Here is a 25,026-nt window from a genome sequence, read left to right on the forward strand (position 1 = left end):
AGTCAATGAGCTATCAACTTGAAGTGTGTGTCGACAACCTAGAATCCTTACTTAATGCCATCGAAGGTGGAGCGACCCGAATAGAGCTATGCTCGTCACTCTCTTTAGGTGGGCTAACTCCCAGCCTAGGCTTAATGAAGCAAGCCTCTCGTCTATCCAGCATTCCTATCTATGCCATGATCCGCCCAAGACAGGGGGATTTTCTCTTCGACGAAAATGATGTCGAGTCCATGGTTGAAGACATCGAAGCGGTAAAAGAAGCCGGGTTAGATGGCATTGTGATCGGTGCATTAACTCCCGATGGACACGTTGATAAAAATATCTGTAAACAACTCATTACAGCCGCAGATCGAATGGGCGTAACCTTTCACAGAGCGATTGATCAATGCTGTGATGTTATTCAAGCGCTTGAGGATATTCAGGAATTGGGGTGTGAGCGCATATTAACATCAGGTCAGGCAAGCAATGCACTTTCAGGTGTCAGCACGATCAAGCTAATGAAAGAACACATTGGAGATTCAATAAGTATCATGGTCGGTGCTGGCGTAACACCTTCAAACGTAAAACAGATTGTTGCAGAAACAGGGGTCACTGAAGTTCACCTTTCCGGTAAAACGACTCGTTCAAGCCACATGCTTTATGTGTCTGAACAAGCAAAAATGGGCAGTACCGATATCGACGATTTTTCAATTCCAGTGACAGACACCGATACTATTCGCTCTGTCGCTCAGCAACTGAAGTAACTCTGAACTTCCGAAAACTCACTTCTCTGGTAATATTGCCCCTTAAGACGTTTTCGGAAAGTTATACTGCTCATGGCAAAGGATTTGTTTGCAACACTGGATTTAAACCTCTTGAGGACTTTTTTAGTTCTTTCTCAAGAACTGAACATGCGTAGAGCTTCAGAGCGCCTATTCGTTTCTCAGCCTGCTATCAGCCAAGCTTTACAAAGACTTAGAAACCATTTTGGCGATGAGTTATTCGTAAAAAGCCGAAATGGTATGAAAGCCACAAGCTTTGCAGAAGAGTTGGCTGATAGAATCGTTCCGCACCTTGATGGGCTCGCCAGTGCTCTCAATCATTCCAACGAATTTAACCCTGCTGAGATTACGCATACCATAAAGGTCGCTATTTCTTCTCAAGTGATGTTTTCTGTTGCTGGAAAGCTATTTAGAAAGCTCAATGAAGAAGCTCCTAATGCAAAGCTAGAGATTGTCAATTGGACTAAATCCACCTCTCAAGACATAGAGAAAGGTGAAATAGCATTTGGTATAAACTACGCGGATATCCGAACATCGAAAGCAGTACAAAGTCGACACTTAGCCGATACAAGAGGGGTTTTATTGGTTAGGGAAGATCACCCTATCCAAACGGATGTCGTTACCCCTAAAGAAGCCGTCCAATATCCTATCGCTTCATTAATCATTCCAGAGATTAGTGAGCAAGAAGCACTCTCCACACACGTACTAAAAGAGTTGGGATTGAAAGCAGAGATAGGCTTTCGAAGTGAATTCCCTTTTGCACTGATTGATGTTGTCAGAAACAGCGACATGATATTCCCGTCACTGTCTATATTTCCTGTAGAAGAATACCCATACCTTCGCCGAGTCGAAATCGACATTCAGGATGAATACAAATATGGCTACCCTCTCTATACCTATTTCCACTTAAAAAACCGCAATAGCCCGTTGATAGATTGGCTGCATTTATCCCTTAAAGAATTATTAATTGAGAGATAAATGAAGACTGATAATAAGCAATGATTATAGCCAAGATAACAATATCTGTTTAGAAACCAATCAAATAACTCCTTAATATTCAGCTCATAGGAAAGACAACGGCAAAAGAAAAAGCCGATTAAGCAGGATGCTGATTACTTTTCACATGAATTTTAAGAGAGTTACATTATGAAAAAGACGGTATTAGCACTTTCAGTTTTACTTCTTCCCGCAACAGTTATGGCAAATGCTGATCGCCCAATTAAAGTGGACCCTGACTTCGGCGTGCCTGCTGCACCTGTTCAACCTCCAATTGTGACGCCTGAGCATCCAATTCAACCAGATTTTGGTAATACACCAGATTGGGGACACGTTGATCCAGACTACGGTGTCCCAGTAGCTCCTGTTCAGCCACCAATTGCAACACCAGAGCATCCAATTGAGGAAATTGACCCTGAATTCGGAGTTCCAGCTAACCCCGTACAACCACCTATGGAAAATACTCCAGATTGGGGGATTGATGCACCGGATTATGGCTCAACACCTGACTGGGGCGTACCTGCAACTGGCGTGGGCGACCTAGAGATTGCTTTCGATAAACTAGCACAAGAAATGAATGAAAGATTTGATGAGCAGTCCGAGCAGATTCACGGTATCCGAGCAGGATTACACGCGGTCACGAACGCACGTCCATTTGTGACGACTGGTGAGTTCGCTATGGGTGCTGGTGTTGGATTTTCGGGAAGCAAAGAAGCGTTAGCTTTAGGTGGTGCCTACGGGGTATCGGATAGAGTAAGCGTATCGGGGACTTTCCACTATGAATCTTCTGGAAAGTACTCTTCATCTGAAGTCGCTGGCGGTGTTGGCGTTCAATTCAAGTTTAAATAACGAGACCAACGGAGCCTGATTTGAAGGGAGATCAGGCTTTTATTTTAGAACTTAACCTTTCTAATTTTTCAAATTAACCTTTCTGTGATTAATTTGCATGTTTTGAGTCATTTACCTTTGGTAGCTCTCGCCTCTGCCCTTCCAGAGGTTCTTTTTATTTATACTCAAGCTACCTCTGCTTTTAATAACATTGCGATACGGCAAGACATTACTTGATGATATCGTCGATATCCTGCTCGCTAAGATGGCGAACGTCTTTGCCTTTTACAAAGTAGATAATGTACTCACAAATGTTCTGGCAACGGTCGCCTATTCGTTCAATCGCCCTTGCCGACCACATAACCTGCAACACAGCGGGTATACAACGTGGATCTTCCATCATATAAGTCATTAACTGACGGATAACCGCTTCATACTCTGCATCCAGCTTATCATCTTGCTTGTATACTTCTGCGGCTGCGTCTACATCCATCCGAGCGAAAGCGTCCAACACTTGGTGTAACATGTTGATAGCCTGACGGCTCAAAGGCTCAAGCGAGACTTGCCAAGTTCGAACTTTTACCGATTCAGACTCTATAGCAACACGTGCAATTCGCGTGGCGACATCTCCGATTCGCTCCAAGTCAGTGATCGTTTTGATGATCGCCATTATCAGCCGAAGATCTTTCGCCGTCGGCTGGCGTTTGGCAATAATACGCGTACAAGCCTCATCAATCGCCACTTCCATCGAGTTGACTTTATGATCGTCTTTGACCACTTTCTTTGCGAGTTCTATGTCTTGTTTGTGCAAAGCTTGCATGGCAAACGTGAGTTGCTGTTCTACAAGACCTCCCATGGTTAAAACATGGGTACGAATAGACTCAAGCTCCACATTAAACTGACCAGAGATATGGCGACCAAACTGCATAAACTGTAGAACCCCTTGTACGTGTATTAAATAAGTGTACTCATTGGTAACGCTTCCAACAAATTACCCATAGCGACCTGTAATGTAATCTTCGGTTTGCTTTTTCTTTGGCGAAGTGAAAATCGAGTCTGTATCCCCATATTCGACTAACTTACCTTGATGGATAAACGCAGTATGATCACTCACTCTCGCCGCTTGTTGCATGTTATGAGTCACAATGACAACGGTATATTTGGTTTTCAGCTCGTTAATGAGCTCTTCTATCGTAAGTGTAGAGATAGGGTCGAGTGCGGAGGTAGGCTCATCTAGCAGCAACACCTCAGGTTCAATGGCAATGGCTCTTGCTATCACCAACCTTTGTTGTTGTCCTCCGGATAAACCAAACGCATTTTCATGCAGTCTATCTTTTACTTCTTCCCACAAGGCAGCAGCCGTTAGCGCTTGTTCCGCAGCGTCATCCAGCGCTCTACTATTGCTTATCCCTTGTAATCTCAACCCATAGACAACATTTTCATAAATGGATTTTGGAAACGGATTAGGTCTTTGAAACACCATACCTACACGGCGGCGTAACGTAGGTACATCAACTTGAGGGTGATACACATTTTTACCGTGTAATTTCACTTTGCCGCTAACCACACACCCTTCAACCAAGTCATTCATACGGTTAATACAGCGTAATAATGTCGACTTACCGCAACCAGATGGTCCTATAAACGCGGTTACCTGCCCTTTGGGGATATTCATTGTAACGTCATGCAAAGCTTGCTGAGTACCTTGATAGAACAAATTCAGAGACTCGATCGAAATGGCAATCTGCTCAGGAGTCAGATTGTTTACGTCTATGAGGTTCTCATAACCAAAAGTCGAGTTAATTGAAAACATGGTTAGTCTTGTCCTAAGGTGCGATATTTTTCGCGTAAGTTGTTGCGAATACTAATGGCGGTCAGGTTAAGCCCAACAATCACCGTCACGAGCAAAAATGATGTGGCATAAACCAATGGTCTTGCCGCTTCAATATTGGGCGACTGAAAACCCACATCATAAATATGAAATCCGAGATGCATGAATTTTCGATCTAAATGGATAAACGGAAAATCACCATCGATTGGCAAACTAGGCGCAAGCTTAACTACCCCGACCAACATCAAAGGCGCAACCTCACCTGCAGCCCGCGCAACCGCAAGTATCAGCCCGGTCATAATGGCTGGGCTCGCCATCGGTAAAACGATGCGCCATAACGTTTCAAATTGAGTTGCCCCTAAAGCCAGAGAGCCTTGCCTAACAGAACCTGGAATTCGGGCTAACCCTTCTTCAGTCGCAACGATCACTACGGGAAGCGTAAGCAGAGCCAATGTTAAGGCAGACCACAATAAGCCTGGCGTTCCAAACGTCGGAGAAGGCAAGTTATCTGAGTAAAAGAGGCTATCAATTGAGCCGCCAATACTGTAGACAAAAAAGCCGAGCCCGAAGACTCCGTAAACAATAGAGGGCACCCCCGCTAAGTTTATCACGGCAATTCGAATGGTTCTGGTCAGCGCATTGTTTTTGGCGTATTCGTTCAAATAGATAGCGGCGATAACACCAAGTGGCATCACGACAATAGACATCACCATCACTAAGAATACCGTACCAAAAATAGCAGGGAACACGCCGCCTTCTGAATTACCTTCGCGTGGGTCATCGCTCAAAAACTTTTTAACTTGTTTCAACCAATGCAAAAATTTTTCAGAAATCGACATGTCGTTGGGGTACCAGATATCTAAAATACTGGTAAGAGAAACAAACACTCTCTCACCATTCATATCTTCAACGATAAGCGCTTCATCGATATGAAGTTGCCTTAATTCGGTTAAACGACTTTCTATTTGAAACAGGTAATTCTCGACACTCTCTTTTCGCTTAGTTAACTCATTGAGTTTTTCTTCATCCAGAGTACCGTTCAACTCATGCTTTTTCTGCTCTAAACGTATATTCCCAAGCAAGGCATTGTAATGTTTGAGTTGAGAGTGCGTGATGGAAGCAATGTGTTCACGCGCTTGTTCTACGCTTTCAATCCCTTGCTCTAGGAATACGTCAATGGATACGTCTTGTGTGGCAACATTGCTTCGAAAACCAACTGGCTTGCCATAAAAATCTCCTTGTTGGGTCCTTTCTATTACTGCCCACGAACTTGGTGTTGTCGGTTCACTTAATTCAAAATCGAATACAGTGATAAAATCGAGCTGGTTTCTATCTCGGTTAGCAATTTTGATACTCAATCTATCGACACTCTCTGCCGTAATATCTAGATCAGGTGTATTGATAGGTTGCTGGTTCAATCGTTCAATCGGCACTGTTTTGCGTTGATACAGTTGACCGACAACTTTACTGCCGTTTGGAGATTGCCATTCATACAGAGGCGCAGGCCAGAAGTAACTGAGCCCTTTCCAACCAATCAAAAGCAACACCGCCAATACAGATATCAAGCTAACACTTACTGCGCCAGCCGTTAACCATATCCAAGGTGCACCCGATTTAAACCAATTCGACACAAAAACTCTCACTTAACATACGCCATCAAAGTGCGCGATATTTGTCTCTCAAGCGCTGCCTTACCCACTCAGCCAAGGAGTTAACAAAAAAGGTGAATACAAACAGAATCAAGGCAGCGAGAAACAGCAAACGATAATGGGAGCTACCCACATCAGATTCTGGCATTTCAATCGCAATGGTGGCAGACAAGCTGCGCATTCCTTCAAAAATATTCCAGTCCATGATCGGTGTATTGCCTGTCGCCATCAAAACAATCATGGTTTCCCCCACCGCTCGGCCAAGCCCCATCATCACAGCCGAAAATATACCAGGGCTAGCGGTGAGTAATACAACGTATATCAAGGTTTGCCACTTAGTCGCACCTAGCGCTAATGAGCCATCAGATAAATGTTTAGGCACGGAGAAAATCGCATCCTCTGCGATAGTAAATATCGTTGGAATCACCGCAAACCCCATCGCTAAGCCAACAACAAGCGCGTTTCTTTGGTCATAGTCGATCCCAATATCAGCCAAATAAACCCGCACATCGCCACCAAACAGAAAGAGCTCAACTTCATGACTAAATGAAATAATGCCAAACGTCACCAACAACAATGCTGGTACAAGAATCAAACCATGCAATCCATTCGGAACTTCGGACAACCACTTCGATGGCAGAAGGTGCCACAGCCACCCAATGATAATGGTCGATAAAGGCAATAAGATGACCAGCGCCAAAGTTGAAGGCAAATGCGTCTCGACAACGGGAGCCAACCACAGCCCAGCCAAAAAGCCGATAATAACCGTTGGCAAAGCCTCCATAATCTCGATGGCTGGTTTTACCACTTTTCTCATAGGGGTAGACATAAAGTAAGCGGTGTAAACTGCACCTAACACGGCGATAGGTACAGCGAAAATCATGGCAAAAAACGCCGCTTTCAACGTCCCAAAAGCAATCGGCACTAGGCTAAATTTTGCTTCAAAGTCATCACTTCCCGAAGTGGATTGCCAGACAAATTGTGGCTCTGGATAACCTTCGTACCAAACTGATTGCCACAGTGCGGAAAGTGAAATTTCAGGATATTCGTTATCAACCGAATAAACATCGATACGGCTGTGACCCACCACCAGCAAGCTATCTTCATTGCTTGATACCGCTGCAATTTGTACATCTTCTTGCAATAGCGGTGCAGAGAACGTTTTTTCTTCGCTAGTGGTATAAAAACTTTCTATTCGACCTTTATTATCAAAGGCATAAAAACCTTTGCGGTAAAATTCTGGCAATAGCAGTTCCGCATTACCGGACAACTCAAAATCTCGGATAAAGGTCAGGGTCCGGATTCGCTCTTTTAATACATCAAACCATTGAGCGACGGTATTATCCGTATATTGAATGAGTACCGATTGCGCCCCTGCGAGTAGCGACATGGATAACGCACGTTTATCCCCGCCTTGTGTTACATCCACAACTTCTCGCACGGAGAAGCCTTGCTCTTGCCCCCACGCCATTACCATCATTTCTTGCGGTGTTAATATGAATAGCTGCTGCCCGTCCGGTGTCATCTTAATATCGATGATATTTTCAACCGTTCCGAAAGAGGTCGATTGGGAAGATTCTCCATCATTTTCTCGCCAGCTGAATAGCTGATTGCTTTCATTCAATATGGCAAAGGTGGCATTTTCATCATCAATAGCAAACGTAAAATGAGAAACTACTTGTGATTGACTAACAATGCCCTCAGGTATCTCATAATTTGCAGTATCCACTCTCGGCGTAATGACTCGACCTTGGTCGTTGAACTGCACAGAGAAGCTCGGTTTTACGGCACTAACACCCTCATTTCCAGAAACGAATGCATGCCAACCCAAGCTTGCGGGCATACCTGAGTATGAAAGTGCGTTTGTAGAAATGGATTGAGACTGCACAATACGACCATCAGTGAGGTCAATAAACGCAAGGTCCCCAGATTCCATAAGGAAATAACCTAGCTGACCGTAATCATCTACGCCGGCGGCAATAGGCTTATTTGAGTGAGACGTTGAGGTGTTAGAAAATTGGGCAGGTACGCTAGAAACACGCTCAATGTTCGCTGAAGAAAAGACGGGCAGCACCATGAGCAACAAATAGAAAAATATCAATAGCAATGCAATTAATACACTGATGCCACCAGCTTTCACTACGTACCTCATAAACCGGTCTTTTATCAACCGCTTACGATCGCGTTCTTTTAATGAAAATTCTGTGTGGAGCATCTCTTATGGTCTACCTTTTTATAGTCACTGTCATAATATGTCGATTGGATGACAAAAATATTACAGACTTCCGATAAATCCTTGAAATTTGCGTACTCCTGCCTAATGCAATTGTATGCTGAAATAAAAACGTCACAAAAACAATCTAATTTCATTGAGTGAATTCTCAACAAACCTCTCAGTCTGGAATCATTTATGAGCGCGGAAAAGTTGTATGTAGAAAAGGAACTTAGTTGGCTTTCATTCAATGAGCGAGTGCTGCAGGAAGCAGCAGACAAATCCGTCCCCCTCATAGAGCGAGTGCGTTTTCTCGGGATATTCTCCAATAACCTAGACGAGTTCTATAAAGTAAGATTTGCCGATGTAAAACGCCGTATTCTCATCAATCAAGAGCGGGGAGGAAATGACAATTCCAAACGCTTACTCAGCAAGATGCAATCTAAAGCACTAAAACTCAACCAAGATTTTGACGAGCTCTACAACGAACTGATTCTAGAAATGGCGAGACACCGAATATTTCTCGTCAATGAAACTCAGTTAAATGAACATCAGGAAAAGTGGGTTAGAAAATACTTCCAGAAAGAAGTTCTTCCACATATAACGCCACTTCTCATGACGGATGAGATCGATGTACTTCAATTCCTAAAAGACGAATACTCATACTTAAGTGTAGAAATGCTTAGCAATGATGCTCCTTTGTACTCCTTGGTGGAGATTCCTACCGAGAATCTGCCTCGCTTTATCATGGTGCCAGAACAAAAAGGAAAGAGACGCAAAACCATTATTTTGCTCGATAACATTATTCGGTTTTGTTTAGACGACATTTTCCGAGGCTTCTTTGAGTACGAAGAACTAAAATGCTACGCAATGAAAATGACACGAGATGCCGAATACGATTTAAGCCATGAGCTCGAGCATAGCTTGTTGGAACAAATGTCTGAAGGCTTGAGTCAGCGCCTAACCGCCATGCCTGTTCGTTTTATTTATCAACGAGATATGCCGGAGCAAATGCTCACGTTTTTATGCCAAAAACTGCAAATGTCCAATTTCGACAGCCTCATTCCCGGTGGTCGATATCATAACTTCAAAGATTTTATTGGCTTCCCAAACGTGGGGCGAGATTACTTAGAGAACAAAACGTTGCAGCCCATTCGCTCAACAGATTTCGACCGATATACAAATGCATTTGAAGCGCTGCGTGCGCAAGATATTTTGCTCTACTACCCTTACCATACTTTCGACCATATCAATGAGTTTGTAAGGCAAGCTTCGTTCGATCCAAAAGTACTGGCAATCAAGATCAATATCTATCGAGTGGCAAAAAATTCTCGGTTGCTCAACTCTTTGATTGACGCGGTACACAATGGTAAGCAAGTCACTGTAGTTATTGAGCTGCAAGCCAGATTTGATGAAGAAGCCAATATCGAGTGGTCTCGTGTATTAACTGAAGCAGGAGTGCAGGTTATTTTTGGTGCTCCGGGGCTAAAAATTCACTCCAAGTTGTTACTGATCAGCCGCAGAGAAGGGGAAAATATTACACGATACGCCCATATAGGGACTGGCAATTTCCACGAAAAAACAGCTCGGATTTACACTGACTTTTCTTTGCTCACATCCAAAAAAGAAATTACCAATGAAGTACGCAATGTATTTGGTTACATAGAAAACCCATACCGTCCGGTGAAGTTTAATGAACTGATCGTCTCGCCACGTAATTCAAGACAAACGCTGTATCAACTTATCGATAATGAAATTGCACAAGCTAAAACAGGAAATTCTGCAAGCATAACCCTAAAAGTCAACAACTTGGAGGATAAAGGGCTCGTCAACAGGCTGTACAGTGCAAACAATGCTGGCGTGAAAATTCGGATGGTGATCCGGGGTATGTGCGCATTGGTCCCAGGGATTGAAGGTGTCAGCGAAAATATTCAAATAATCAGTATTGTCGACCGATTCTTAGAGCACCCCCGCGTTTTAATCACTGAAAATGGTGGAGATCCTCTCGTGTACATTTCTTCTGCTGATTGGATGACGAGAAATATTGATCACAGAATTGAAGTTGCCGTCCCTATACGTGACCCAAAACTCAAGCGCAGGATCATTGATATCATCAATATACATTTTACCGATACCGTAAAGGCTCGTCGTATTGATAAAGAAATGAGTAATACATATGTACCACGCGGAAATAAAAGAAAAGTTCGTTCACAAATTGCTATTTATGACTATTTGAAGCACATTGAAAAACAGGAAAAGAAAAAAATGGCATCATCAATAAGTCATGACAAACATTGAATCGAGAGAGATTGCGGCTATCGACTTGGGCTCAAATAGCTTCCATATGGTCGTTGCAAAAGTCGTCGAACAAGATCTTCAAATCGTAAGTCGTCATAAACAACGAGTCCGGTTGGCTTCTGGCTTGGATGATTTAAACAATATCGACAATGCCGCAATACAGCGTGGATTAGATTGCTTAACGATATTTGCAGAACGCTTGCAGGGCTTTGCTCCTGAAAATGTACGTATTGCTGCAACCCATACGCTCAGGCAAGCCAATAACGCTCATATCTTTATTCAACGAGCCGCTAGTATTTTACCTTTTCCCATAGAAATCATATCCGGTCTCGAAGAAGGTCGACTAATCTACACCGGTGTAGCCCACACTCAACCAGAATCCGAAACTAAGTTGGTGATCGATATTGGTGGAGGCAGTACCGAAATGATCATTGGTACTGGTTTTGAACCCACTATGATCAATAGTAAGCGCATGGGTTGTGTCAGTTTTACCGACAAGTATTTTACGAACGGTAAACTCAACCGAAAAAACTTCACTAAGGCTGAAATTGCTGTTGAGCAACGTTTAGAGTCCCTTGCTAATAAGTACATAAAGCATGGCTGGGATGTCGCCATAGGTTCATCAGGAACCACAAAAGCGGTACGCGAAGTCCTCATCAATATGGGGTACGAAGACGGCATCATTACCCTTAAAAGGCTTCAACATTTGATTGATGAACTGCTGCAGTTTGACTCTATCGATGATATTTCTTTACCGGGACTCGCAGAAGAAAGGCAACCCGTGTTTGCTGCGGGTGTAGTGATCCTAGAAGGCATATTTAAAGCCCTCTCGATTGAGAAACTGCATTTTTCTCCGGGTGCATTACGTGAAGGTTTACTCTACGAAATGGAAGAGCGATTTGAGCGAAGTGACATTCGTATGCGGACAACGGAAAACCTCGCAAGAAAGCATTTAGTCGATTTAGAACATGCCGATAAGGTTCGTAAACAAGCCTATGGTTTTCTTAAACAATTAGCCCCTCAAATAGGCATCAAAAAATCCAGTGAATTGTTTGATTTGCTTGGATGGAGTGCTTTATTGCATGAAGTTGGACTGAGTATCAGCTACCAGGGTTTTCATCGCCATTCTGAGTACATTCTAAGAAACACGAATATGCCAGGGTTTAATCAGGAGCAGCAACTTGTATTGGCCACACTAGCACGCTTTCAACGCAAGGCTCTAAAGCTGCACGATCTCCCCGAATTTGCCTTATTTAAAACAAAGCATATCCTTCCTTTAATCCGTATTATGCGCCTTGCGGTGTTGATTAACGGGCAAAGGAATGACTCACCGACACCTAACATTCAAATCGAGCTAGAAGAACATACGTGGCGCTTGAAGTGTGCCGATGAAAACTGGCTAGAAGACAACAAGCTTCTGGAAGCCGATTTAGCCCTTGAAAGAGAAATCTGGAAGACTGCTGACTGGGTTCTAGAATACTAAAGGCATCGTCCTGTTTAGGCTTATATACGCTAAAACCTAGAATACTAAAAGTCTAATTCGCTACAAGTTAAACGCGTTAAAGCCCGACTTTTTCAAGCTCTGCTTGCGCCATTTTATATGAAATTGGCACGTAGCCATCCTTCGATACAAGAGCCTGTCCCTGCTCAGAAAATATGTACCGAACAAACTCCGCTTCTAGATCGCCTAATGGCTTTGTGGGATGTTTATTTACATAAACGTATAGGAAGCGTGAAAGTGGGTAATCACCAGAAAGAATATTACCTCGACTAGCCTCTATAAAATCATCACCTTGATTAGCAATAGGCAAAAGTCGCACACCCGATACCAAGTAGCCAACCCCAGAATAACCAATAGAATTAATGGATGAAGCAACGGATTGAACGACAGAAGCGCTTCCTGGCTGCTCGTTTACATTTCGCTTGAAATCCCCACCACACAGTGCATTTTTCTTGAAGTAGCCGTACGTACCCGATACTGAGTTACGACCAAACAATTGCAAACGCCTTTTCGCCCACTCTTGCTTGATCCCCAATTGTTGCCAGTTTTGAATGGGTTCTTTTGCTCCACAACGCAATGTTGACGAGAAAATGCTGTCGATCTGGGTAAAGTTAAGCCCCTGTATGGCGTTATCACGGTGCACAAAAATTCCAATGGCGTCTATAGCCACTCTTAAAGCTGTTGGCTTGTAACCGTGTTGACGCTCAAATGCTTCAACCTCGCGCGCGCGCATTGGTCGGCTCATTGGTCCAAATTGAGCGGTTTCTTCTACTAAAGCAGGAGTTGCTGTCGATGAGCCTGACGCTTGGACTTGCACATTTATATTGGGATAAATATCGTTAAATTCTTCTACCCAAGATGTCATCATGCTTGCTAACGTATCGGAACCAACAGACGATAAGTTCCCTGATATCCCATTCACTTTTTGGTAGGGCTCCAAAGCCTCTTCAGCATGGATAATCTGAGGTAAAAATAGTGTAGTGAATAGAAGGACGAAACTTCTCATCGGAATGACTCTACCGACAACTTCTTAGGAAGTACAAAAGAGAAACAGCTCCCTTTTCCAACTTCACTTTGAATATCGAGATGTGAATCATGGTGACTAAGCGCATGCTTCACAATAGCCAATCCTAGCCCACTTCCTCCCGTCTCTCTCGAGCGATCCTTATCGATTCGATAAAAACGCTCTGTCAGACGATGAATGTGTTGAGGCTCAATACCCTCCCCTGTATCTGAAACTTTTAACTCAGGTCCATCTGGGGTATCTCGCCATTGGACAGCAACTTCTGCGCCTGGAGGCGTGTACTTCACCGCATTGTAGACCAAGTTGGAGATGGCGCTGCGAAGCTGATCTTCGTCCCCCAACACTCTCAGCTTTGGATCCACATTAAATTTAAGTACGTGCTGGTTATCACCACTCAATGTGGATGCCTCTTTTTCTAGCACCTCCAGCATTGCGGGGACATTGACCACTTCATCCAATTCATGCATTGGTGCTGCTTCAATTTTAGAGAGCGTGAGAAGTTGGTTTACCAAACTGTTCATGCGGTTAAGCTGCTCCGTCATCACCCCATGAGCTTTGCCCCACATAGGACCAACTAGCATTTCAGGATCTTGAGTCATCTCTAAATAGCCTTGAAGTACTGTCATCGGGGTGCGTAATTCATGAGAGACATTTGCAAAGAAATTGCGTCGCATACCTTCCAACTGTTTCACCTGAGAAACATCACGCACGACCATTAAGTGTTCACCTTCGGTATAAGGCACGATACGAAGTTCAAGAATACGTTCCACGTTTAAAGGTGAACGCATTTCCAAAGGCTCAGAAAAGTCCTGCTTATTTAAGTACTTGATAAAATCGGGAGTGCGAATGAGATTAGAAATAGGCTGACCTGAATCGTCTGGCCATCGAAACCCCAATAGATGCTGAGCAAGCTTGTTGCACCATACGATATTTCCTTCCCCTCGAAATACCACTACTGCATCGGGAAGGGATTCTGCGCCATTGCGAAAACGACGAATAAGGTTCGTCAGCTCTTTACGCTTCTTTCTTTGTCTTTGCTGAATGCGGTAAATCCCATTAAATAGAGATTCCCACATTCCTGTTCCAGCAGGAGGGGTTAAGCGCTTGTCGTCCCAAAGCCATGTAGATAGGCGAACTTGGTTATGTAACTGCCACCCAAGCTGAATAGCCGTAGCTGCAAGAAGCAACCACGGCATGTGTCCAAATATCCAACCTACTACAACCCAGGGTAGGTAAAAAAAAGCCAGCGACCAAACTAGCTTTTTCCAAGTTAACCTTTCTACCATTCGCTCTCCGCTTTGTTCTTAAGCTCGTGTAGAGAAGCGGTAGCCTGCGCCACGCACAGTTTGAACCAGCTTATCATGACCAGCACCTTCAAGTGCTTTTCGAAGACGTCGAATGTGTACATCTACTGTACGATCTTCGACATAAACGTTGGTACCCCAAACATTGTTAAGCAATTGCTCACGGCTATATACACGCTCTTGGTGAGTCATGAAGAAATGCAGCATTTTAAATTCAGTCGGCCCCATATCCAGAGCTTCTTCATTGGCCGTCACTCGGTGAGATACAGGGTCGAGTTTTAACCCTTGAACGTCAATGATGTCTTCTAATGCGGTAGGTGTCACACGACGAATAACAGCTTTGAGTCGAGCTATCAGTTCTTTAGGTGAGAATGGTTTGGTGATGTAATCATCCGCTCCCACCTCAAGCCCACGAACTTTGTCTTCTTCCTCACCGCGTGCTGTCAGCATGACGACAGGAATATTTTTTGTCAGTTCTTCGCGCTTTAAATGCTTAATAAAATTAATGCCAGAGCCACCTGGTAGCATCCAATCCAACAAAATCAGGTCTGGGTATGGTTCACATAGTTTGCTGATGGCAGTATCGTAATCTTCCGCTTCAACAGCTTGGTAACCTTTTTGTTCAAGCACAAAACACAGCATCTCTCTGATCGGTGCTTCATCTTCAACCACCAGAATCCTTCTAGACATAATTGAATTACCTTTAAATTTAATCAACGTCATGCATTATCATGATTAATTATGACACTTTTGTGACCCTTGAAAACAAATTTTCATATAACTTTCATTATGATTTTTCCTCGGTCTAATAAGACAACTGAGAAAAAATCCCCTATCATCAGTTCCCTAAATAGAAAGAGATGAGATCAGATATGTGGTTTAAAAACTGCCTAGTATATCGCTTCAATCGTGGTATCGAATTTAACGCCGACAAACTGGAAGAACAGCTGCAAGAATTCCGTTTCACGCCTTGTGGTAGCCAAGATAAACAAAAGTTTGGCTGGACGACTGCAATGGGTAGACATGGAGACATGATGACTCATGTTTCTGATAACCAAATTCTTATCTGCGCCAAGAAAGAAGAAAAAATGCTTCCTGCGTCCGTGATTAAAGAATCTCTAAACGCAAAAGTAGAGGCGATGGAATCAGAAGAAGGTCGCCCACTGAAGAAAAAAGAAAAAGACACGCTAAAAGAAGACATCATTATTGATTTACTACCGCGTGCGTTCAGTAAAAGCAATGTTACCTATGTCCTTATCTTACCGAAAGAAGGCTTCATTCTGGTTGATGCCAGCAGCTACAAAAAAGCAGAAGACGTATTGGCGCTTTTACGTAAAACCATAGGTAGCCTACCTGTTGTTCCAGCCATTCCAGAACAAGCGGTTGAATCGACAATGACTGATTGGGTGAAATCATCCAATGCGGCATCAGGCTTTACTATTTTGGATGAGGCAGAATTGAAATCTGTTTTAGAAGATGGTGGTGTTATCCGCTGCAAAAAACAGGAGCTTTCTGCTGATGAGATCTTATCCCACATTGAAGCAGACAAACTTGTTACCAAACTCGCGCTAAACTGGGAAGACCGAATTGAATTTGTTCTCGCAGAAGACAGTAGTATTAAGCGCTTAAAGTTCAGTGATGAGCTAAAAGATCAAAATGAAGACATTCCTCGAGACGATCAAGCCGCAAGATTCGATGCCGACTTCTCCCTGATGTGCGGCGAATTCAGCACCTTTCTCCCTTCGCTATTCGAAGCGCTGGGTGGATTGCCGCATAGCGAGTGATATTCTAATAAGAAGGTACTAGCAAGTACCTTCTTAAATTTAGACGCCCGATATTATGATTGATATCATAAATCTATAATATTTTAGGGATTTAGAGACACTAAGAGTTTACAGTCAATCATCTATTTTATATTCAATATCGCATCATGAAATTAAACGGTTCACTATTCCCTTTCATTACATCCATCCTTCTACTGGGCTGTAATACTGGTTCTGATACACCTGTAAGTACGCTCCAAGAACCTGCTAAAACTTCATATCGAATATCAAAAGAAATTCTTTACTTTGACGATGATGAGATTTACGACGTTAGCTACACCACAACGTACAATGATGATGGCTACATAATCAAAGAGTATGGATTCAAAAATCCTCAAAGCAAGTCAAACCAAATAAGCTCTCTAAATGGCCACGCCTCTATGACTATGCGATATGAGTATGACTCTACTAATCGCATTATCGAGGTAGAGAAACTATATGAAGGTAAATCTGAATATATTGAAAAGTATCAATACGAGAATGGACAGTTAGTACGAGTAGATCTCTATTATACTAACAGTGATTCAGATAAATATTTTTTACTCCAATATGAAGATAACCAGCTAAAAGAGGTGAGAAGTTTCAAATCCAACACAAACCAAGTCGATTCTGAAGAGTTCAGACAATATCGGAATGATGGGCGTCTCACGTTGCTTACAAATGATTTCGGTGAACAGACAGTAGAATGGGACAATAACTCTAGGGTGTCCTCCATCAACTATACGCCGCGTTCAAATAGCCAAGGTTCAAACAGAAAACGTAGTTTTTCTTACACCAATGGAACATTGAGTAAAATAGAAAACAGCTCGGATGGTAAGATAATAAGTAACAGGCAATATATCCTTTCCAGTCTGACTAATAAGTACTCTACCATTAAGTTTTTCGTTGGTGATAAAGAAAATACTCGTGTTGAGCTAGAGTTAGAGGATGGAAAATGTTTTCAATCTTTGCCGCCAATTGGTCCCTTTAGCCTTTCCGTAACTAGACAAGGTAATTTGAAAAGTATCAACCATTCTCCGTGTCATTTCTAAATGCTGTTATAAGAGTAAGTGGTAAAGATAGAAAGCGCTCTAAAACACTGCTGTTCATAATAACCCTTATATATTTACTGGTAAGAAGCTTCGAGAAAGCGTAAAATTTGCGCCCTCCGATGCTACTGGGTGGCATCGGTCTGACTTGAAATCAGAAATAGAGAAGAAGCAATGTTCAAACCAGAATTACTGTCGCCGGCGGGAAGCCTTAAAAATATGCGCTACGCATTTGCCTATGGCGCCGATGCGGTCTACGCAGGTCAACCTCGCTATAGCCTTCGCGTTCGCAATAACGAATTCAATCATGAAAACCTAAAAATAGGTATCGATGAAGCTCATGCTCAAGGTAAAAAGCTTTATGTGGTTTGTAATATTCAACCGCATAACTCAAAGCTAAAAACCTTTATCCGCGATCTCAAACCTGTTGTAGAAATGGGTCCAGATGCGCTGATTATGTCTGATCCAGGTCTTATCATGATGGTTCGTGAAGCGTTTCCAGATATGCCAATCCACCTTTCCGTTCAAGCAAATGCTGTTAACTGGGCAACGGTTAAGTTTTGGGCTGCCAATGGTATTGAACGCGTGATCGTATCCCGTGAGTTGTCGTTAGAAGAGATTGAAGAGATTCGTGAACATTGCCCGGAAACAGAATTAGAAGTATTCGTGCATGGTGCATTATGTATGGCATATTCTGGTCGCTGCCTTCTCTCTGGGTACATGAATAAACGTGACCCAAACCAAGGCACGTGCACAAATGCATGCCGCTGGGAATACAATGTAGAAAAAGGCAAAGAAGACGAATCTGGCCAGATAGTAGAGAAATTCGACCCTGCTGAAACTCAATCCATAGAAGTCAAAGACGAGCGACCAGACAACACACTAGGACTTGGTAAACCGACCGATGAAGTCGTTTTACTATCTGAGAGCCACCGTCCAGAAGAAAAAATGGCTGCGTTTGAAGATGAGCATGGTACTTACATCATGAACTCGAAAGATCTTCGGGCCATTCAGCATGTTGAACGCCTCACGAAAATGGGGGTTCACTCTCTTAAAATTGAAGGGCGTACCAAATCATTTTACTACTGTGCTCGTACAGCGCAGGTGTATCGTAAAGCCATCGATGATGCCGTTGCAGGCAAGCCATTCGATGAGTCTTTGATGGGGACATTAGAAAGCCTCGCGCACCGAGGTTACACCGAAGGTTTCCTTCGCCGTCATACTCATGATGCTTACCAAAACTACGATTATGGCTACTCTATATCCGATTCACAGCAGTTTGTAGGTGAATTTACGGGTAAGAGACGTGGCGATCTTGCTGAAGTTGAGGTGAAAAATAAGTTTCTAGTAGGTGATAGCCTTGAACTTATGACGCCAAATGGCAATGTGGTATTTACGCTTGAAGTGATGGAAAATAGAAAATCTCAGCCAGTAGATGATGCAAAAGGCAACGGTCACTTTGTATTTATCCCTGTGCCTGAAGATATGGATCTTAGTTATGGTCTACTTATGCGTAACCTCAACCCAGGGCAGGATACACGTAACGCTACAGGTAAGTAAGAAATGGCACTGCTGATTAAAGACAGCTGCATCAATTGCGACATGTGCGATCCCGAGTGCCCAAATGGGGCAATTACAATGGGAGACAGCATTTACGAAATTGACCCGAATTTATGCACCGAGTGCAAAGGTCATTATGAGAAGCCGACTTGTCAGTCGGTATGTCCAATAACAAAATGTATCATCACGGATCCCAATAATATTGAGACTGATGAACAGCTGTTAGAAAAGTTTGTCATTATTCAAGGCCTAGCATAAAAAGTCCTGGGAATTCCCAGGACTTTTTCAATTCGTTCGAGCATTAATAATGCTTACCATTGTCATAGTATTGAGTCGCAGTCAGTGCTGTAAATATTACAGCGACGTCCACTTCCTTCCCTACAACCTTACGGACTTCATCTGTTAATACCATAGCCACTTTATCTTGAATGTCCTGGCCTCGGTCAAACCACAATACCTCCACAAATGGGTAGGCTGGGTCGACATTTCCACTGTGGAAAAACGTGGTATAGATGTACTCAAATGTGAAGTCTTCTTTTGGGCAATCCATTAAAGGCTGAAGATCTTCTATCAGTGTTTCTGATAAAGATTGGACTGTTTGAGGCTCTACAGCCCTAAAACGTAGATGTGGCATGAAATGCTTCCTTTTGTAATTTGAGCGAAAGCATATCACGCTTGGTAAAGTTTGTTAGGAAGAAACCTTATTACTTAGGTAGCTTACCCACCCCTTAGCGGCGCTGGATGGAACCTTTTCATCCAGCCTTTTAGCTTCAGCTAACGCATCTTGATATCGATTCAGTTTGTACAGCAGCCGTATCTTTGCCATCGAGAAATCATTTCGATTTGCGTAGGGTTTAGCTTTATCAATTATTCCCAACGCTTGTTTGTAGCGAGACTGTTGGATCAAAAGTTGTGCAAGGCGCCAATGGTATTTGGGATTCATACTGGCTACTCGTTGCCATCCATTGATAGCTTTATTCCATTCTTTCGCTATTTGCCAATAATTTGCCTGTAGCTTCAAATGTTTTTCGCTTTGGGATTTAGGGTACTCGTTAAACATCTCTTTAAGTATACGTGCAGCTTTCTCTGGCATTCTATGTTGCCCATAAAGCTGTGCCAAAACAACGTACTCGCTTTGCGTTAGTCGTATTCCTTGAAGTTTACTTAACGCATAACTTTCCAAAGCACTGCGTTGTTTTCCTTGCTGAAGTTGGGTAGAAATAAGTTGCTGCCACCACGACTTTTGATTGGGTTCGAATCGAATTATCCTACCAACGGTTTTTTCAGCATCTTTCCATTTTTCTAGCTGAAGTTCAGATACAACTCGAATTTTAAGTGCTTGTAGCGTTTCCTTAGTATCACGAGGTTGATAGCGTTTTATACGGCTTAATGACGACTTCCAATTTTGCTGCTGATAATAAGCCATGGACATACGAAGCTGAATATCATTTTTATCTTTAGCTAATTGATTTTTCTCGCTACTGTCAGAAGTAGGATAATCATTTTTTAAAAGTGTTAGGTAATTTCTATTAGCATCATTAAATTTCTGCTCGGAGAACTGTATGTCGGCGAGCATTTGCCTTGTTTTCCATTGTTCTTTAGGTTGTAGTGCTTTTACATCAACGGACTTATTCAGCGCTACGATGGCCTTGCTTGCCTTTTCAGACTGCCAGTAATAAACACCTAAAATTCTATTAGCGAATGCTTTGTCATAATCAGACTTCAAACCCATGTTTTCCATCAGAGAGATGGCTTCATCTAGCTTATCTTCCTGCTGTAACTGACTGGCTTTATGAAGTTTTTTACCCGCGTAGCTAGATAACTTGTTCGCGTGAACATTCATGTTCGTAACAATTAGCAAAACACCTAACAGTATTGAAAAAATTCGCTTCATAGTTATTTGCTCATTTTAAATTCTATCTTCACTCTTTGGTTCAACTGCTTAACCGCTTTGCCACCCTCAAGTTTTGGCTGATACTTCCATCGCTTAAGTGCATTCATAGCTTCACGAACAAAAATTTTGTTTGGATGAACTTCTAATAAATTAATATCTTCTGGACGCCCCTGTTCATCAATTGTGAAGCTCAATATGACATACCCTTCCATACGACGTTTTTGAGCTCTAGGCGGGTATCTAGGTTCGACACGATAGAGAGGTAAAGCTTGTTGGTCTTGACCAATCCCATCGAGAGAAGGCATAGAAATCGCTACGCCTATGTTAGCCAAAGCCAATTTAGGTGCCGACAACATTTGAGGCATCTGGGTTTGAGTTACATTAGGCGTTGAAGTTGGCAATGGTTTCGGTTGATCCGGCAACTTTGGTGGATCAGGTAATTGCCTCTGTCGGCGCTGAACATTTGCTTCAGGTTCTTGCATTACTAAATCAAACATTACCGCTGGTTTCGATTCTTCGAGCTTCCCTTTTTGGCTACTTACCATCCAAGCCATAAAATAGAATAACGAAGAAGCAATAACAAACGCTAACGGTAAGGCAAGTAACAATCTTTTCATGAAACATACTTACCTTTTGTCTTCGGTAGCCAGCGCGATCTTATCGACACCAGCCCCCTTCGCAGCATCCATCACCTCAACAACTGTGCCATTGTATGAATGCTTATCTGCCTGAATAACTAAGCTGGCATCTGGCTTATCAAGTAGAACGGTTTCCAAAACAGCTTGAACTCGTTCAACGTCCACTCTTCGCTTATCGATGTAGACATCATTAGAAGCCGTAATAGCGATAAATATCCCAGCGTCTTTCTGGCTACTTGCGTGAGCCGCTTGCGGGCGATTAACTTCAACACCAGACTCTTTCACAAACGAACTAGTCACGATGAAAAATATAAGCATGATAAATACGATATCCAGCATGGAAGTCAAATCGACCGTTGCATCTTCCTTTGCTTTTGTTGGACGAACTAACCTCATTCGCCACTCCTTAATTGTTGTTCGAGTTTCAGTGCTTTTTTATTTGCCATTTTTACAAGCCTTGAGTGGGCAAACATACCCGCTAATGCTGCGACCATACCAGCCATAGTTGGAAGGGTAGCCATCGATATACCAGATGCCATCAATTTTGGTTCGCTACTACCAGCCAGTGCCATTAAATCAAAGACAGCTATCATTCCTGTTACTGTGCCAAGTAATCCCAACATAGGACATAAACTAACAAGAGCCTTGATAAAATCTAAATGCTGATTCAGCTGCAAATTGGCTTTCTGCATCACGCCATTTTTTTGCGCTAATGCATACCACGACTGATGGTCTTCACGCTTTTGCCATGCTTCGATCCAGCTTCTCTTTTGCTTCCCAAAACTAAAGCTAAAGAAAATAATACGTTCAACAATCAATAACCAGCATAAAAAAACCACACCAGCCAACCACCAGAGTACTTGTCCACCTTTCGCCATAAACTCAGCCAATGTATTGACTTCTGTTTGCTGGTAAACCAGTGCTAAGTTTTCGATCATTTTAAGCAGCCTCAGCCATTTGCTCAGACTCTGCTCGTTGAGCGACTATACTCACGCCTTGCTTTTCGAGAGTACCTTTGATTGCTTCAGCTCTGCTTGAAAGGAAATTATGAGCAAGTAGTAGAGGCATCGCAGCAACAAGCCCCATCACAGTGGTAACCAGTGCCATAGAAATCCCGCCAGCCATCACTTTCGGATCACTATTGCCAAACTGCGTTATCACTTGGAATGTTTCAATCATGCCCGTTACGGTACCGAGTAAACCTAGCATTGGAGCTAGTGCGGCCATCAACTTAAGCATTGAAAGCCCTTTCTCTAGCCCATGCTGCTCATCAAGTATTCTTTCGAGTAATCGAAGCTCTATAGCATCGATTGATTGCTGTTTGTCGTTATCGAATGCCTGAAGAATTCTCCCCATAGGGTTGTTTCCTGGCTGTTCTGGTTTTTTAAGCTGTTGAGAAATCCGAGCTTGAGTTATCAGTAAAACAGTTCCTCTGAACAAGGCAATTAATAAACCAGAAGCCAAAAGCGCGATGATTATCTTACCTACCACCCCACCTTGCTCAATTCGTTGTTTCAAATTTGGTTGGTTTGCATATTGTTCAAGCAACAAACCACGAGTGGGATCTAAAAGAATATCGGCACCAGCAATAACATCTGAACTCGTTGAAGCATCTTTAGGAAGCGCTTGATACGCCGTTGAAAACTTGTTTTTTGAATCCCATTTCAAGTAACCTAGCTCTGAAATCAAAGCCATATCACCTAACCTAATAGCGGCTTGATCTGAATGCGTACCGTCTCCGTTGACAAAAGGAACAGTTACTTTACTTAACTGTCCACTCGCTTGAATTTTAAATGATGCTGATAACCAAAAATCTTCCAGCATTTTTAACGAAGGCAGTGCATCTGTACTGATCACTCTTTCCACGAGAATCAACTGTTCGTCGGCATCTGTAATAAGTGAATTTTGGTAGTCTTGTTTTACTTCTTTAGCAGACTGTCTTACAACACCAAATAATTCACCTAAGCTACCTGTTTCAATTTGCAGCTGTTTTTCTTTTTCTGACAGCAGTTGTTCATTGACGCTAAACTGCTCACTAAGTTGAGTATTTTCTTTTTCTAGTTCGGCTAACGCTTTTTCTAATTGCGCTTTTTTGTTCGCTAATTCTATTTTTTGCTCTTTTGTTAACTGAACACGCGTTGCATTGTGTGCACGTTCCGCTTGGTAAACCTTATTCGCACTATTGTCGATTTGGGAAAGACTTTGTTCAGCGAATGAAGAGAAAGTAACAATGGCTGCAATAAAACCTAATGTATTCAAAACATATTTCATATTACAGTCCCTTCTCTATAGAACTAATTGAAAGAGGTAATGTAACTACTGAAGGAGCCTGCTGTTTTGCAGCCATAGCAAAAGCTTTGTTTACTTCCAACCCTTTGTCTTTAGATAGCTCATGCCAAGTTTTGCTTTCTTGGCGCCATACCCAAAATTGCTTATGATCTAGACTTCTCGCAACAAGACTTACTCGACCGAAATACAATTGCTCAACTTGACGAGTGTTGCCTTCGAATTGAATTTCAGCTGGATACGCTCCTAGTTTGGTCCCATAATCTATTTCTATTTGGTAGGCTTCAAGAATTCTTCTGTACTTCTCTGCTTCAGCTATATCAGCTCGCCCCATCAAGAGTCTAATATCTTCCAATCGCTTCTGACGTGTTACTTTTCGCAAAGGAACATCCTGACTAATAATGGAATCTAACCCATCAATCATTCGATACATGAGAGGAACAATACCTTGGCGAGTATCTTCAATATCATTTAGCTGTTGTTCCAAGCTAACTAATTCTGAAGTTTGACTAGAGACCAATTTAGTCAAATGATCTCTATAAAGAGTTAGGTTATCTATTTGAGTTTCTAATTGCTCTATCTCGGATTGAAGAGTAAATGACGCCTCAACGTTAGCATCTACGTTCGATTGAGCTTTTTGAATAACCTTATTGGTTTTCTTTTCAATTGCTCTGGCTTTATCCAAGTCATCAGCATACAAAGCATTAGGTATTCCCATAGCTGCTACTATCACAACTAGAGTTTTTGCCCTTTTAGAAACTATCTCTTTCATTAGTAATTCTCAGGCGAATCCGTATCGCCAAGCACATGTGGTATGAATGAACAACGTTTTGAAACTTAAGGTGCTACCTAATAAGGTCGCCTAGTTTCAAAATCGATGTATAGCAATTAAGGCGAATATTAAATCAAAGATGGGAATAATTTTCATTAACTTTCTTATCTTTTACATTTGATAAGATTCTAAATGTAAATTATCAAGATTCTTAACATTTTTAGTTCAAGTGGATTACGACTTAACAGCATAATCGTCTAATGGACAAGAAACCTTTAGTGGATGGGTTTAACTCGATTGGTAATTCAGATAAATAAAGCAGTAGACAAAAAAAACTCTGCTATCGAACCATGTTTATGTATATAGCAAAGAGAACAAAGTAGGTATGCGAGAAGGCTGATTGGATCGAACAGTACCTTAGCTAGCAGTTTCCAAAATTGAGAAATCAATAGATACAAAAAAGCCTCGTCTTTCGACGAGGCTTTCAAATATGGCAGGGGTGGAGAGATTCGAACTCCCAACACGCGGATTTGGAATCCGCTGCTCTGCCAATTGGAGCTACACCCCTGTAGTTCGTATTTTATGAGTCGACACTCAAATAAATGGCGGAGTGGACGGGAC

At 42.5% G+C, this 25,026-nt stretch carries 23 protein-coding genes and 1 tRNA gene; 9 read left to right on the forward strand and 15 right to left on the reverse strand.

The genetic code is table 11. The features are described 5' to 3' along the window. Positions 1–5 precede the first annotated feature (5 nt). From CW749_RS04550 to CW749_RS04560, 3 genes are all read left to right on the forward strand, one after another. On the forward strand, positions 6–743 hold the full coding sequence (locus CW749_RS04550) for a copper homeostasis protein CutC (protein WP_101110848.1): 738 nt from the start codon (positions 6–8) through the stop codon (positions 741–743). Between the two features lie 72 nt (positions 744–815). Next, the gene (locus CW749_RS04555) at positions 816–1,739 is read left to right on the forward strand and encodes a LysR family transcriptional regulator (RefSeq protein WP_101110849.1); all 924 of its coding nucleotides are present in this window, start codon (positions 816–818) and stop codon (positions 1,737–1,739) included. A gap of 168 nt (positions 1,740–1,907) precedes the next feature. Beyond that, positions 1,908–2,606: a YadA C-terminal domain-containing protein gene (locus CW749_RS04560; RefSeq protein ID WP_101110850.1), complete on the forward strand. Its 699-nt coding sequence runs from the start codon at positions 1,908–1,910 to the stop codon at positions 2,604–2,606. 208 nt (positions 2,607–2,814) lie between these two features. Here CW749_RS04560 and phoU read toward each other — a convergent pair whose 3' ends face one another. The 4 genes from phoU to CW749_RS04580 all read right to left on the reverse strand — a co-directional run bounded on the left by phoU (position 2,815) and on the right by CW749_RS04580 (position 8,280). Continuing rightward, positions 2,815–3,513: a phosphate signaling complex protein PhoU gene (gene phoU, locus CW749_RS04565; protein ID WP_101110851.1), complete on the reverse strand. Its 699-nt coding sequence runs from the start codon at positions 3,511–3,513 to the stop codon at positions 2,815–2,817. Positions 3,514–3,576: 63 nt separating this feature from the next. Continuing rightward, positions 3,577–4,398: a phosphate ABC transporter ATP-binding protein PstB gene (gene pstB / locus CW749_RS04570; protein WP_101110852.1), complete on the reverse strand. Its 822-nt coding sequence runs from the start codon at positions 4,396–4,398 to the stop codon at positions 3,577–3,579. A 2-nt stretch (positions 4,399–4,400) separates the two neighbouring features. Beyond that, positions 4,401–6,047 (reverse strand): phosphate ABC transporter permease PstA, encoded by a 1,647-nt coding sequence (gene pstA / locus CW749_RS04575; protein ID WP_101110853.1) that lies wholly within the window; start codon positions 6,045–6,047, stop codon positions 4,401–4,403. Positions 6,048–6,072: 25 nt separating this feature from the next. Then, positions 6,073–8,280: an ABC transporter permease subunit gene (locus tag CW749_RS04580; RefSeq protein WP_101110854.1), complete on the reverse strand. Its 2,208-nt coding sequence runs from the start codon at positions 8,278–8,280 to the stop codon at positions 6,073–6,075. Positions 8,281–8,475: 195 nt separating this feature from the next. Between CW749_RS04580 and ppk1 the strand changes: the two genes are divergently transcribed. Then, entirely contained in the window at positions 8,476–10,575 is a 2,100-nt protein-coding gene (ppk1, locus tag CW749_RS04585; RefSeq protein ID WP_101110855.1) for a polyphosphate kinase 1, read from the forward strand. Beyond that, positions 10,562–12,058 (forward strand): exopolyphosphatase, encoded by a 1,497-nt coding sequence (ppx, locus tag CW749_RS04590; protein WP_101110856.1) that lies wholly within the window; start codon positions 10,562–10,564, stop codon positions 12,056–12,058. The genes ppk1 and ppx overlap by 14 nt, the downstream gene beginning before the upstream one ends. A 76-nt stretch (positions 12,059–12,134) precedes the next feature. On the opposite strand, the gene CW749_RS04595 is transcribed toward ppx, so the two are convergent. Genes CW749_RS04595 through phoB form a run of 3 tightly spaced genes read right to left on the reverse strand, consistent with a single transcriptional unit; the run spans position 12,135 to position 15,094 of the window. Further along, complete coding sequence (locus CW749_RS04595) at positions 12,135–13,082, reverse strand: phosphate ABC transporter substrate-binding protein PstS family protein (RefSeq protein WP_101110857.1); 948 nt, start codon at positions 13,080–13,082, stop codon at positions 12,135–12,137. Next, on the reverse strand, positions 13,079–14,386 hold the full coding sequence (phoR, locus tag CW749_RS04600) for a phosphate regulon sensor histidine kinase PhoR (protein WP_101110858.1): 1,308 nt from the start codon (positions 14,384–14,386) through the stop codon (positions 13,079–13,081). The genes CW749_RS04595 and phoR overlap by 4 nt, the downstream gene beginning before the upstream one ends. Positions 14,387–14,404: 18 nt before the next feature. Continuing rightward, complete coding sequence (gene phoB / locus CW749_RS04605; protein ID WP_101110881.1) at positions 14,405–15,094, reverse strand: phosphate regulon transcriptional regulator PhoB; 690 nt, start codon at positions 15,092–15,094, stop codon at positions 14,405–14,407. 182 nt (positions 15,095–15,276) lie between these two features. Between phoB and rdgC the strand changes: the two genes are divergently transcribed. From rdgC to CW749_RS04625, 4 genes are all read left to right on the forward strand, one after another. Further along, positions 15,277–16,188, forward strand: a complete 912-nt coding sequence (gene rdgC, locus CW749_RS04610) for a recombination-associated protein RdgC (protein WP_101110882.1) — start codon at positions 15,277–15,279, stop codon at positions 16,186–16,188. A gap of 146 nt (positions 16,189–16,334) precedes the next feature. After that, positions 16,335–17,258 (forward strand): hypothetical protein, encoded by a 924-nt coding sequence (locus CW749_RS04615; RefSeq protein ID WP_101110859.1) that lies wholly within the window; start codon positions 16,335–16,337, stop codon positions 17,256–17,258. Between the two features lie 171 nt (positions 17,259–17,429). Next, positions 17,430–18,815 (forward strand): tRNA 5-hydroxyuridine modification protein YegQ, encoded by a 1,386-nt coding sequence (yegQ, locus tag CW749_RS04620; protein ID WP_101110860.1) that lies wholly within the window; start codon positions 17,430–17,432, stop codon positions 18,813–18,815. A gap of 3 nt (positions 18,816–18,818) precedes the next feature. After that, entirely contained in the window at positions 18,819–19,073 is a 255-nt protein-coding gene (locus CW749_RS04625) for a YfhL family 4Fe-4S dicluster ferredoxin (RefSeq protein WP_101110861.1), read from the forward strand. A 43-nt stretch (positions 19,074–19,116) separates the two neighbouring features. Here the strand turns inward: CW749_RS04625 and CW749_RS04630 are convergent, their stop codons facing one another. The 8 genes from CW749_RS04630 to CW749_RS04665 all read right to left on the reverse strand — a co-directional run bounded on the left by CW749_RS04630 (position 19,117) and on the right by CW749_RS04665 (position 24,973). After that, entirely contained in the window at positions 19,117–19,449 is a 333-nt protein-coding gene (locus CW749_RS04630; RefSeq protein WP_101110862.1) for a DUF1904 domain-containing protein, read from the reverse strand. Between the two features lie 54 nt (positions 19,450–19,503). Continuing rightward, the gene (locus CW749_RS04635; protein WP_101110863.1) at positions 19,504–20,709 is read right to left on the reverse strand and encodes a hypothetical protein; all 1,206 of its coding nucleotides are present in this window, start codon (positions 20,707–20,709) and stop codon (positions 19,504–19,506) included. A gap of 2 nt (positions 20,710–20,711) precedes the next feature. Beyond that, the gene (locus CW749_RS04640; RefSeq protein WP_101110864.1) at positions 20,712–21,326 is read right to left on the reverse strand and encodes an energy transducer TonB; all 615 of its coding nucleotides are present in this window, start codon (positions 21,324–21,326) and stop codon (positions 20,712–20,714) included. Between the two features lie 9 nt (positions 21,327–21,335). Then, on the reverse strand, positions 21,336–21,743 hold the full coding sequence (locus CW749_RS04645) for a biopolymer transporter ExbD (RefSeq protein ID WP_101110865.1): 408 nt from the start codon (positions 21,741–21,743) through the stop codon (positions 21,336–21,338). Beyond that, positions 21,740–22,285 (reverse strand): MotA/TolQ/ExbB proton channel family protein, encoded by a 546-nt coding sequence (locus CW749_RS04650; RefSeq protein WP_101110866.1) that lies wholly within the window; start codon positions 22,283–22,285, stop codon positions 21,740–21,742. The genes CW749_RS04645 and CW749_RS04650 overlap by 4 nt, the downstream gene beginning before the upstream one ends. Position 22,286: 1 nt before the next feature. After that, positions 22,287–23,618 (reverse strand): MotA/TolQ/ExbB proton channel family protein, encoded by a 1,332-nt coding sequence (locus CW749_RS04655; protein WP_101110867.1) that lies wholly within the window; start codon positions 23,616–23,618, stop codon positions 22,287–22,289. A 1-nt stretch (position 23,619) separates the two neighbouring features. Beyond that, positions 23,620–24,405 (reverse strand): DUF3450 domain-containing protein, encoded by a 786-nt coding sequence (locus tag CW749_RS04660; protein WP_101110868.1) that lies wholly within the window; start codon positions 24,403–24,405, stop codon positions 23,620–23,622. Between the two features lie 491 nt (positions 24,406–24,896). Then, positions 24,897–24,973, reverse strand: a tRNA-Trp gene (locus CW749_RS04665). Positions 24,974–25,026 lie beyond the last annotated feature (53 nt).

Origin of the sequence: Vibrio sp. vnigr-6D03 (assembly GCF_002835515.1) — a bacterium.
Lineage (GTDB): Bacteria > Pseudomonadota > Gammaproteobacteria > Enterobacterales > Vibrionaceae > Vibrio > Vibrio penaeicida.

Excerpts from the sequence above, each read along its gene's own strand:
- CW749_RS04550 (WP_101110848.1), top strand. The coding sequence starts at position 6 with ATGAGCTATCAACTTGAAGTGTGTGTCGACAACCTAGAATCCTTACTT.
- CW749_RS04555 (WP_101110849.1), top strand. The coding sequence starts at position 816 with ATGGCAAAGGATTTGTTTGCAACACTGGATTTAAACCTCTTGAGGACT.
- CW749_RS04560 (WP_101110850.1), top strand. The coding sequence starts at position 1,908 with ATGAAAAAGACGGTATTAGCACTTTCAGTTTTACTTCTTCCCGCAACA.
- phoU (WP_101110851.1), bottom strand. The coding sequence starts at position 3,513 with ATGCAGTTTGGTCGCCATATCTCTGGTCAGTTTAATGTGGAGCTTGAG.
- pstB (WP_101110852.1), bottom strand. The coding sequence starts at position 4,398 with ATGTTTTCAATTAACTCGACTTTTGGTTATGAGAACCTCATAGACGTA.
- CW749_RS04580 (WP_101110854.1), bottom strand. The coding sequence starts at position 8,280 with ATGCTCCACACAGAATTTTCATTAAAAGAACGCGATCGTAAGCGGTTG.
- ppk1 (WP_101110855.1), top strand. The coding sequence starts at position 8,476 with ATGAGCGCGGAAAAGTTGTATGTAGAAAAGGAACTTAGTTGGCTTTCA.
- ppx (WP_101110856.1), top strand. The coding sequence starts at position 10,562 with ATGACAAACATTGAATCGAGAGAGATTGCGGCTATCGACTTGGGCTCA.
- CW749_RS04595 (WP_101110857.1), bottom strand. The coding sequence starts at position 13,082 with ATGAGAAGTTTCGTCCTTCTATTCACTACACTATTTTTACCTCAGATT.
- phoR (WP_101110858.1), bottom strand. The coding sequence starts at position 14,386 with ATGGTAGAAAGGTTAACTTGGAAAAAGCTAGTTTGGTCGCTGGCTTTT.
- phoB (WP_101110881.1), bottom strand. The coding sequence starts at position 15,094 with ATGTCTAGAAGGATTCTGGTGGTTGAAGATGAAGCACCGATCAGAGAG.
- rdgC (WP_101110882.1), top strand. The coding sequence starts at position 15,277 with ATGTGGTTTAAAAACTGCCTAGTATATCGCTTCAATCGTGGTATCGAA.
- CW749_RS04615 (WP_101110859.1), top strand. The coding sequence starts at position 16,335 with ATGAAATTAAACGGTTCACTATTCCCTTTCATTACATCCATCCTTCTA.
- yegQ (WP_101110860.1), top strand. The coding sequence starts at position 17,430 with ATGTTCAAACCAGAATTACTGTCGCCGGCGGGAAGCCTTAAAAATATG.
- CW749_RS04625 (WP_101110861.1), top strand. The coding sequence starts at position 18,819 with ATGGCACTGCTGATTAAAGACAGCTGCATCAATTGCGACATGTGCGAT.
- CW749_RS04630 (WP_101110862.1), bottom strand. The coding sequence starts at position 19,449 with ATGCCACATCTACGTTTTAGGGCTGTAGAGCCTCAAACAGTCCAATCT.
- CW749_RS04635 (WP_101110863.1), bottom strand. The coding sequence starts at position 20,709 with ATGAAGCGAATTTTTTCAATACTGTTAGGTGTTTTGCTAATTGTTACG.
- CW749_RS04640 (WP_101110864.1), bottom strand. The coding sequence starts at position 21,326 with ATGAAAAGATTGTTACTTGCCTTACCGTTAGCGTTTGTTATTGCTTCT.
- CW749_RS04645 (WP_101110865.1), bottom strand. The coding sequence starts at position 21,743 with ATGAGGTTAGTTCGTCCAACAAAAGCAAAGGAAGATGCAACGGTCGAT.
- CW749_RS04650 (WP_101110866.1), bottom strand. The coding sequence starts at position 22,285 with ATGATCGAAAACTTAGCACTGGTTTACCAGCAAACAGAAGTCAATACA.
- CW749_RS04655 (WP_101110867.1), bottom strand. The coding sequence starts at position 23,618 with ATGAAATATGTTTTGAATACATTAGGTTTTATTGCAGCCATTGTTACT.
- CW749_RS04660 (WP_101110868.1), bottom strand. The coding sequence starts at position 24,405 with ATGAAAGAGATAGTTTCTAAAAGGGCAAAAACTCTAGTTGTGATAGTA.